At 55.6% G+C, this 9468-nt stretch carries 9 protein-coding genes and 1 pseudogene; 8 read left to right on the top strand and 2 right to left on the bottom strand.

What is annotated here, in order from left to right; genetic code table 11:
• On the top strand, window positions 1-85 hold an 85-nt coding region (locus tag DXB00_RS17900), incomplete at its 5' end, for an IS3 family transposase (protein ID WP_330427911.1).
• Between the two features lie 254 nt (window positions 86-339).
• Here the strand turns inward: DXB00_RS17900 and guaA are convergent.
• Window positions 340-1896 (bottom strand): glutamine-hydrolyzing GMP synthase, encoded by a 1557-nt coding sequence (guaA, locus tag DXB00_RS04095; RefSeq protein ID WP_117491254.1) that lies wholly within the window; start codon window positions 1894-1896, stop codon window positions 340-342.
• A 205-nt stretch (window positions 1897-2101) separates the two neighbouring features.
• Here guaA and DXB00_RS04090 point away from each other — a divergent pair, with 205 nt between their 5' ends.
• The 3 genes from DXB00_RS04090 (at window position 2102) to DXB00_RS04080 (ending at window position 4780) form a co-directional block, all read left to right on the top strand.
• Complete coding sequence (locus DXB00_RS04090) at window positions 2102-3037, top strand: S-layer homology domain-containing protein (protein WP_118729483.1); 936 nt, start codon at window positions 2102-2104, stop codon at window positions 3035-3037.
• 86 nt (window positions 3038-3123) lie between these two features.
• The gene (locus DXB00_RS04085) at window positions 3124-4476 is read left to right on the top strand and encodes an MATE family efflux transporter (protein WP_407926632.1); all 1353 of its coding nucleotides are present in this window, start codon (window positions 3124-3126) and stop codon (window positions 4474-4476) included.
• A 16-nt stretch (window positions 4477-4492) separates the two neighbouring features.
• Window positions 4493-4780 (top strand): hypothetical protein, encoded by a 288-nt coding sequence (locus DXB00_RS04080; protein WP_118729481.1) that lies wholly within the window; start codon window positions 4493-4495, stop codon window positions 4778-4780.
• A 62-nt stretch (window positions 4781-4842) separates the two neighbouring features.
• On the opposite strand, the gene DXB00_RS04075 is transcribed toward DXB00_RS04080, so the two are convergent.
• A complete protein-coding gene (locus DXB00_RS04075; protein WP_118285538.1) occupies window positions 4843-5016 on the bottom strand; it encodes a DUF1540 domain-containing protein in 174 nt (57 codons plus the stop codon).
• 213 nt (window positions 5017-5229) lie between these two features.
• Between DXB00_RS04075 and DXB00_RS04070 the strand changes: the two genes are divergently transcribed.
• The 4 genes and pseudogenes from DXB00_RS04070 to DXB00_RS18115 form a co-directional block, all read left to right on the top strand.
• Window positions 5230-6351 carry a class I SAM-dependent methyltransferase gene (locus DXB00_RS04070; RefSeq protein WP_118729480.1) on the top strand — a complete coding sequence of 374 codons (1122 nt, stop codon included), beginning with the start codon at window positions 5230-5232 and terminating at the stop codon, window positions 6349-6351.
• A 213-nt stretch (window positions 6352-6564) separates the two neighbouring features.
• Window positions 6565-7149, top strand: a complete 585-nt coding sequence (locus DXB00_RS04065; protein WP_118729479.1) for a helix-turn-helix domain-containing protein — start codon at window positions 6565-6567, stop codon at window positions 7147-7149.
• A gap of 108 nt (window positions 7150-7257) precedes the next feature.
• Complete coding sequence (locus tag DXB00_RS04060) at window positions 7258-8259, top strand: Gfo/Idh/MocA family protein (RefSeq protein WP_118729478.1); 1002 nt, start codon at window positions 7258-7260, stop codon at window positions 8257-8259.
• A 20-nt stretch (window positions 8260-8279) separates the two neighbouring features.
• Window positions 8280-9412 (top strand): annotated as a pseudogene (locus tag DXB00_RS18115) (Gfo/Idh/MocA family oxidoreductase); the annotation flags it as partial.
• Between the last annotated feature and the right edge of the window lie 56 nt (window positions 9413-9468).

The raw sequence follows: 9468 nt of genomic DNA, 5'->3' as shown, positions 1-9468 counted from the left end.
TTGGTATCGGGAAAAGCGAATTAAGATATCTCTTGGTGGACTTAGTCCGCTGGAGTATAGACAAAAACTCGGCCTATCGGCATAGTCCAAGATTTTGTCCGCACCCCCTTAATCGAGTCTGCAAATAATTTTGCGCATAAATCTTGACAGGATCCCACTCGTCTGTATAATAATTTGACTGTGTGTATACACATTAACACAAAAAGAAGCCGCCAACTCGGAATGGGCAAGCGAGTTGGCGGCCAATTTTTTAGGATGTTTCGTATTCGAAAATTACTAACGTGTTACAAAAGTGTTGCAAAAATTTTTTTGCGTTTTCAAGGTGTTAGCCAGAGAAGATTATTCCCACTCAATCGTAGCCGGCGGCTTACTGGTAATATCATACACAATACGGTTTACGCCGACAACCTCGTTTACGATACGGCTGGAAGCCTTATCAAGCACCTCGTACGGGATGCGCGCCCAGTCAGCGGTCATGAAGTCGCTGGTGGTTACGCCGCGCAGCGCGAGTGCGTAATCGTAGGTGCGGCTGTCACCCATAACGCCTACGGTGCGGGTGTTGGTCAGAACGGCAAAATACTGGTTGATCTCCTTGTCCAGGCCTGCATTTGCGATCTCCTCGCGGAAGATTGCGTCTGCCTCACGCAGAATGTCGCACTTCTCCTTGGTGATCTCGCCGGTAATACGGATGCCGAGACCCGGACCCGGGAACGGCTGACGCATAACCAGCTGCTCGGACAGGCCCAGCTCAAAGCCGAGCTGACGAACTTCGTCCTTGAACAGCATGCGCAGCGGCTCAATGATCTCCTTGAAGTCCACAAAATCCGGCAGACCGCCTACGTTGTGGTGGCTCTTGATGACAGCGGCATCGTCCTTGCCGGACTCGATCACGTCCGGATAGATAGTGCCCTGTGCCAGATAGTCGATCTTGCCGACCTGCTCACCGATCTGCTTGCCCATCTTCTCAAACGTGCGGATGAACTGTGCGCCGATGGCCTTGCGCTTGTCCTCCGGATCGGTCAGACCCTTGAGCGCGCCGAGGAATGCGTCCTCCTCGTTCATGCGGATCAGGTTGATGTCCCACTTGGAGAAAGCTGCCTCAACCTCATCACCCTCGTTCTTGCGCATCAGACCGTGGTCTACGAATACGCAGGTCAGCTGATTGCCTACTGCCTCAGCCAGCAGAGCAGCTGCAACCGAGGAGTCAACGCCGCCGGACAGCGCCAGCAGAACCTTGCCGTCACCGACCTTCTCTCGGATGGCCTTGATGGAGCTGTTCTTGTAGTCACCCATGGTCCAGTCGCCCTTTGCATGGCAGACCTCGTACAGGAAGTTCTTCAGCATGAGCGAACCGTTCTCGGTGTGGTTTACCTCCGGATGGTACTGTACGCCGTAGAAGCCGCGCTTCTCGTCAGCGATGGCAGCAGTCGGGCACATATCGGTGTGAGCGACCAGTTCGAAGCCCTCCGGCACCTTTGCCATGTAGTCGCCGTGGCTCATCCAGGAAATGCCCTGCTCCGGCAGACCCTTGAACAGCTTGCAGTCCGTGTTGTAGAAGGTCTCGGTCTTGCCGTACTCGCGCGCAGTGTCCTCCTGTGCTGCGGTTACCTCGCCGCCGAGGGTATGCGCCATAAGCTGACAGCCGTAGCAGATGCCCAGAACCGGTACGCCCAGCTCGAACAGAGCCGGATCACACTTCGGGGATTTTTCCTCGTAAACGCTGTTCGGACCGCCGGTAAAGATGATGCCGATCGGATTGAGCGCCTTGATCTCCTCAATCGAGGTCTTATAGGGCTTAACCTCACAGTAAACATTATGTTCGCGGACGCGTCGTGCAATCAGCTGATTGTACTGACCGCCGAAGTCGAGCACCAGAACAAGCTGATGATTTTCCATCGCCAATCTCCTTTCTGTTTTCCCAATGTATATATAATAGAATTATGCCACATTTCTGCGTTTTCGGCAAGGGCTTTTGCGGAATTTTCCGTTTCCCGACAGGAAGAAAACATACACAGACCGGAATTCTGCCGATCCGGTATAAAATTTAACAGCCGCGTGCATACTTTCCGATAGAAGAAACGACCGGAAAGGGTGAAGGATTTTGAAAAACAGGCAGATTCGCATCATTGCGGTGCTGCTCGCAACCGTGCTCGCCTATGCGGGACTGATCGGCGCTGCCGCAGTAACTGCACAGGCGGCGGACAATGCACCGGTGGTGCAGCCGGTCACGGCGCAGACCTGCGTGGATATCGCCGTGGAGGCCAGGCTGTCCGCGACCGACGCGGATAACGACGTTGTGCTCTATCAACTGACCGAAAAGCCGCGGCTGGGCACAGCGAAGATCGAGGGCAGTACCTTATATTACACACCGGGCCGCAAAGCCGGACGCGACAGCTTCCGCTATACCGCCGTGGATGCCGAGGGCAATACAGCGCAGCCTGCCGCTATCACGATTGAAATCAAAAAGAATAAGACCGGACTCACCTACTCGGACATGGACGGTGATCCGGCACATTACGCGGCGATCTATCTGGCGCAGAAAGGCGTAATGACCGGAGAAACCATCGGCAGCTGTGCGTTTTTCCATCCCAGCCGAGCGGTAACACGCAGTGAGTTCATCGCCATGACAGCCGCCGCGGCAGACCTGTCCGTTGCGCCGACAGAACAGACCGATTTTGCGGACGACAGCGGACTTTCTGCGTGGGCCAAGCCGTATATCAGCGCCGCAGCCGCAAACGGACTGGTCAGCGGCTACGCGACCGCCTCCGGCGTGAGTGAGATTCGCGGCGAGAAACCCATCACAGTCGCTGAAGCCGGCGTGGTGCTCGATCACCTGCTTGACGGCACGCTGAGCGGTGTGCAGTACGCCTGGTCGATGTCCGACCATTCGCCGCAGGACTGGGCACAGCCGGCAATGAGCCGTCTTGAACGGGTCTCCGTGCTCACCTCGGCGCAGGCGCAGAATCCCGAAACTCCGCTCGACCGCCGAACGGCGTGCGAAATACTGTACCGCGCACTGATTTTGCTGGATTCTTGACGAAAATCAGCAGCAGTGATACAATAAAGCAGGGAGAAGCTTGGACTTCTCCCTGCTTTTTCTGATTTTGAAAGGACTGTATTCGTTTGCAGCAAATCGACTTTTCTCAGGGCAGCATCCGCCGCAGGATACTTGCGGTGGCCACACCGATGCTGATCGCGCAGCTGCTCAATCTGCTGTATAATATTGTAGACCGTATTTATATCGGCAAGATCCCCGGCGAGGGCACGCTTGCGCTGGCGAGTATCGGCTTGTGCTTCCCTTTTGTGACGCTCATTACCGCGTTTGCCAATTTGTTCGGACTGGGCGGTGCTCCGCTCTGCGCGATGGCGCGCGGCAAAGGCAACCGTGAAGGCGCACAAGGCATCATGGTCAACGCCGGCTTTATGTTGCTGCTGAGCGGTGCCGTGCTGACCGTGCTCGGCATCGCGTTCCATCGCCCGCTGCTGTACCTGTTCGGCGCCAGTGAGGTAACGTACCCGTATGCGTCCTCGTACATCGTGATTTACTTGCTCGGTACGCTATGCGTCATGCTGTCGCTCGGTCTCAATCCGTACATCAACTGTCAGGGCTTTGCCCGAATCGGCATGCTCACCGTGGCGCTCGGCGCGGCAGCCAACATCGTGCTCGACCCGATTTTCATTTTCGCACTGCACCTCGGCGTGCGCGGCGCTGCTATCGCAACCGTACTGTCGCAGTTTCTGTCTGCTGCATGGGTTGTCAAGTTTTTAACCGGCAAAAAAGCCGAGTTAAAGCTGGATTTCCGCGGTTTCTGTCCGGACTGGCACTGTATCCAGCACATTACCGTGCTCGGCATCGCCAGCTTTGTCATGTCGTTTACGGATATGCTCGTGCAGGTGGCGTGCAATTCCATGCTGCGCGGTTTCGGCGGAGACCTGTACATCAGCGTCATGACCGTACTTAACTCCGTGCGCCAGATCGCACAGACGCCGGTGCTCGCCATCGCGGATGGTGCATCTACCGCCATCAGCTACAACTACGGCGCCGGTCTGTACAAGCGCACCCGAGACGCTATCCGGTTTATGACGCAGATTGCTATCGGGTACACCATGCTTGTCTGGATGCTGGTCTCTCTCTTTCCTGCCCTGTTCATCCGCATTTTCAATCAGGACGCGGAACTGGTCGCGGCGGCTGTTCCGGCGCTGCACATTTACTTTTTCGGCTTTGTGATGATGGCGTTCCAGTATTCCGGTCAGAGTACGTTCCGCGCGTTGGGCCGGGCGAAATACGCGGTGTTCTTCTCTCTCTTGCGCAAGGCGTTCATTGTTGTGCCCCTGACTTTGCTGCTGCCGTACTGCTGGAATCTCGGCGTGAGCGGCGTATTTGCAGCAGAGCCGGTGTCCAACTGCATCGGCGGTCTGGCGTGCTACTTGACCATGCGGCATGTGGTGATGCCGGAGCTTAAAATGGAGAGTTGAAGATGGAGGATGGAGAATGAATAATCAGTCGCAGAACACTTCGTTTATTTTTCTGGATTTGGGACAGAACGGTCAGTGCCTGCTGTCTGTTCCGGCGTTTGTCGCCGAAAATGCGCGAGTCTATCAGGCTGAATTTGACAAATGGCTGCAGTCATCGACCGAGCATGATTACTGGGTTACTGCGCCGGACGGCACAAAGGCACTTTGCTTCGACGGCGCGGAAGCCTTTGTGGCGTGGCTCAATCAATATGTTCTGCAGGATTCCGAGGTCAAAGCACAGCGCATTCCAACGCTTTATTTTTAATAGGTAAACCCGAAAAGGGAGTCGGACAAATCCGGCTCCCTTTTCGGCATTGCGAGGGGAAATCAGCAGCACTTTCGCTGGAAGGACTTACAGTCGGTGCACTGATCCACCGTTGGATTAGCCTCGTGCGTGCCAACGGTAATGCTGTCCAGCGCACAGTAAGAAGCGGTCGGACAATGGTTTGCGCACTGCTCCACCGTGCAGTGGATAGACTTGTTGCAGCGATCGTTACTCATAGAGAATGACCTCCTTTTGTGATTTCGGTAATATTATCTCACTCGTTTCCACAAATTATACTTTGGAATTGCGGAAATGCTTTCCGTTGTGCTATACTAAAACAAAAACATTACAATAAAGGTTGTGACATCCATGCAAAAGGGAGATTCCGCGAAGCTCAAGCTGCTGCTGGCAGGCATTTCGGCGCGGCTGACCAAAAACCGCGATTTTTTGTGCAGGCAGACTGTACTCTGGTTTCCGGCAAAAAGAAATTTGACGCAAAGCTGTCCCGCGCGGACGAGGACTACACGCTGCATTTTCAGGGCAGCGACCGCCGCGTAGACGCGGCTGAATTCTGTACCTTCTTTGCCGAGCAGGCCGAGAAATACGACGAGAGCGTGCTCACCTACACCGAGCGCAGCACGGTTGTTACGCTGTCCGTGACGGCACGCGGCGTGCAGATGAAGCAGGCCGAGCGCGAAGCGACCGCCGAGGAAAAGGCGGCTGCCGCCAATCCGCTGCTCGACAGCGGCCGGCAGTACCTCATTCGTGTCGATCAGGCGGCAGCGCTGCTGCGCGAGATCGGCATCCTGACCGCAGACGGCAAGCTGAAAAACGACATGATCCGCAAGTACAATCAGATCGACCACTACGTCGAACTGGTTGCACCCATGTTCGAGCAGGACGACAGCGACGAAATTGTGCTGCTGGACTGCGCCTGCGGCAAATCCTACCTCAGCTTTGTCATGAATTACTATATCCACGAGGTGCTGCATCGTCGCTGCCGCGTTATCGGCGTGGATATCAAGGAGCACGTTATTGACGAGAGCCGTGCGATGGCGAAGCGTCTTGGCTACCACAACATGACATTCATCTGTGCGGATCTGCGGACGTATCAGCCGCCGAAAAACGTTACTGCTGTGATTTCGCTGCACGCGTGCGATATTGCGACCGACCTCGCGCTCGGTACGGCAATCCGCGCCAAGGCGAAATACATCGCGTGCGTGCCGTGCTGCCACAAGGAACTGCTCGATCAGTACACCATGCCCGGACTCGAGCCGCTGACCAAATTCGGCGTATTCAAGGCGCGCTTTAACGATGTGCTGACCGACAGCATGCGTGCGCTCAAACTGGAAGCCGAAGGCTACAAGGTGTCTGTCGTTGAGTATATTTCGCCGCTCGATACCCCGAAAAACCTGCTCATCCGCGCAACGCGAACCGGCAAGGTAAACAACCGCGCGAAAGCCGAGTACGATGCCGTGCGCCGCACGCTCGGCACGACCTCTGAGCTAGACCGTCGGTGCGCGGAACTCGACAACGAGTTTTTCGTCACCGATGAGGATTTGATGGGTTAATTCCCCGTTTTCCATGTGCATTTCAGACAATCTGCCGGATAGGTTCTTACTCTTTGAGCAAATCCGCACTACAATTTTTGTATACTCTCATGAAGGTGATGCCTGTGAAACCACCCGACAAAGGCCTGCTGCTTTCGTCGCGTGTGGACTTTACCATTCCATCTCCGTTTGCGCGGGAGCATCTGTAGTACCTTATCCAGTACGGACGCTACCATGGACCGCCGCCTTCCCCACCGGTATTACGTCACCGGGTCGACCGAGCTCCTCTGGTTTCACTTTTCCGGCGACGAAAGCACGGCTTATGTCCGGCTGCTGACCGGCGGCACCGGCATCTGCTTTGATGGGAATCATGAGATTCTCCCGTATTTTGAGCAGATTTTCTACTACGTAGACCAGCAGGTGTACCATGAGCACCGCATTTCGGTCGGCATCCAATCCGTACTGTGCTGTCTTGCCGCGCCGGACACCAAGCCGGATATTCCCAAGGTGATTCGTCCGGCGGTCGAGTATATCGCCGAGCACTTTCGGGAAGAGGCCACGCTCGAAACACTTGCCGATTTGTGCCATGTAAGTGTCACGCATCTCATTCGCTGTTTTGCCAGGTACATCGGCTTCCGTCCGCATGATTATCTGCAGGAGCAGCGTCTGCGTCACGCAAAGGTGCTGCTGACCGGTTCGGCGCTCTCCATCGAGCAGATCGCCGAGCAGAGCGGCTTCAACAGCGCAAGCCACTTTTCCCGCGTATTCCGCAGCCGCGAGAAAATGACGCCGAGTAAATTCCGCTCCATAAACTTCTGATGTTAATTTCTGCATAGAACAGGTTAATTTTCTGACGTAACTTTATGCAATTTTGTTCTATAATAGAGGCATAAAGTGAGCCACGCAGAACAAAAGGAGGCACAGATCATGGAGAAGAAAACGATTTCGGCAGGTATCATCGGTGCGGGCGGCTCTATCGGTCAGGAGCACCTCAAGCGACTGACCAAGCGGATCGACGGCGTTGCTGTCACCGCGCTGTACGATATCAATAAGGAAAAGACGGATGCGCTCGCTGCTGCATACGGTGCGGAGAGTATGGAGAGCGTGGACGCGCTCATCGCATCCGACAAGGTTGACGCTATCGTCATCACTGCGTGGGACGGCGTTCATGCCGAGATGACTAACAAGGCCATCGCAGCCGGCAAGCCGGTATTCTGCGAAAAGCCGTTGGCAACCACCAATGCGGACTGCGCCGAGATTGTCCGCATTGAGCAGGCTGCCGGCAGGAATCTGGTGCAGGTCGGCTTTATGCGCCGCTATGACCCGGATTACCGTAAGATCAAGGCCATTCTGGATTCCGGTGAGCTGGGCAAGCCGCTGATGGCGCACTGCATCAGCCGCACGCCGCGCATCGCAGCCGGATTTACCAACGCCATGCAGGTAACTAATGTGCTCATCCACGAGATCGACCAGTTTCGCTGGCTGTTTGGCGAGGAGCTTGTCCGCGGTCAAATGCTGGCGGCACGCAACACCGCGTTCGCTGCTGACGGTCTGAATGACCCACAGCTGGCGCTCATGTGGACCGAGAGCAACATCCTGATTGACGTGGAATGCTCGGTCAACAGCTATTACGGCTACGAGATCGGCATGGAAATTGTATGTGAAAAGGGCACAATCCGTCTGCCGCTGCCCGCAGAACCAATCGTCCGTTCGCGTCTCAAGGTCGGCAATGAGATTATAGACAACTGGGCAGAACGTTTCCCGAAGGCTTATGATAATGAGCTGCAGCACTGGATCAACCATCTGCGCGGCATTGAGCCGACCGCAGGTCCGGGCAGCAAGGACGGCTTTGCAGCCTGCTGCATCGCGGATGCAATGATCGCATCGCAGACCTCGGGAAAGGTAGCGGCCGTAAACTTTGATATGTAAAATGTAAGGAGCAATTATTTATGCTGAAATTTGGTATGATTGGCGGCGGGCTTGGTTCATACATCGGCAAATTCCACCGCTGGGGCGCTATGCTGGACGATTCCGCCGAGCTGGTCTGCGGCTGCTTCTCCCGCAGCATGGATAAGAACCGCGCGACCGCTGAGGCGTATCACCTGCCTGACACCAGCCGCGTGTATGCAGATTTCCGCGAAATGGCAGACAAGGAGTCCGCGCGTGAGGACGGTATTGATTTTGTCTCCATCATGACGGCAAACGATACGCATTACGAGATTGCAAAGTGCTTTCTTGAGCATGACATCCACGTTATATGCGACAAGCCGCTTGCGCTCCGCACTGAGGAAGCCGAGGAGCTTGCCCGCATTGCAGAGGAGCGCGGTCTGCTGTTCGGCATAACGTATTCGTACACCGGCTATGCGCTCATCCGTCAGGCGCGTGAGATGATTCGCGCAGGTGTAATCGGTGATATTCTGCACGTCCGCGTGCAGCATCCGGAGGACTGGGTCATTTCCGGTGCGGTTGACGGCAAGGTGGACACCTCGGCATGGCGTTTTCAGCCGAAAAAGGTCGGTTCCTCGCTGTGTGCAAACGATCTCGGCACACATGCAGAGCAGATGGTAACGCAGTTACCGGTCTGCACGTCAAGCGCGTTCTGGCGATGATGGATACCTATCCGCGTGATCTGTCGCTCGATACCAATGTAAATGTGCTGATGGATTTCGGGGGCGGCGTAACCGGTACGCTCTGGGCATCCCAGATTGCGATTGGACACGAGTGTGACAGCGGCATCTACGTCATCGGCACCGAAGGCTCGCTCGAATGGACCGCGACCGACTGCGACCACCTGATCTACACGCCGCGCAGCCAGCCGAGTCAGCGGCTGTCCGCCGGTGCAGACTATCTGCTCGATGCCAGCACGCGGCTTTCCCGCGTCGGTGCAGGCCATAATGAAGGCTTTATCGAGGCGTTCTCGAATATTTACCGTTCGTTCTGCAATGTGCTCTCCGATCGCAAGGCAGGTCGTGAGAACACGACCGACACCTTTCCGACTGTGGAGGAAGGCGTGCTCGGCGTTCGCTTTGTCGAGGCCTGTGTGCGCAGCCATACGGCCGGAGGCGTCTGGATGGACGTATAAACAGCCCCATCCCTCTTTGACGGAAGTCCCCCTGTATTGAAGGTACAGAGGGACTT

It is taken from the genome of Butyricicoccus sp. OF10-2 (genome assembly GCF_003481925.1).
Classification (GTDB): domain Bacteria; phylum Bacillota; class Clostridia; order Oscillospirales; family Butyricicoccaceae; genus Agathobaculum; species Agathobaculum butyriciproducens.
The sequence above is the reverse complement of the archived record's forward strand: the minus strand, read 5'-3'. Positions and strand labels throughout refer to the sequence as shown.

Excerpts from the sequence above, each read along its gene's own strand:
- DXB00_RS04065 (WP_118729479.1), top strand. The coding sequence starts at position 6,565 with ATGGACCGCCGCCTTCCCCACCGGTATTACGTCACCGGGTCGACCGAG.
- DXB00_RS04060 (WP_118729478.1), top strand. The coding sequence starts at position 7,258 with ATGGAGAAGAAAACGATTTCGGCAGGTATCATCGGTGCGGGCGGCTCT.
- guaA (WP_117491254.1), bottom strand. The coding sequence starts at position 1,896 with ATGGAAAATCATCAGCTTGTTCTGGTGCTCGACTTCGGCGGTCAGTAC.
- DXB00_RS04075 (WP_118285538.1), bottom strand. The coding sequence starts at position 5,016 with ATGAGTAACGATCGCTGCAACAAGTCTATCCACTGCACGGTGGAGCAG.
- DXB00_RS04080 (WP_118729481.1), top strand. The coding sequence starts at position 4,493 with ATGAATAATCAGTCGCAGAACACTTCGTTTATTTTTCTGGATTTGGGA.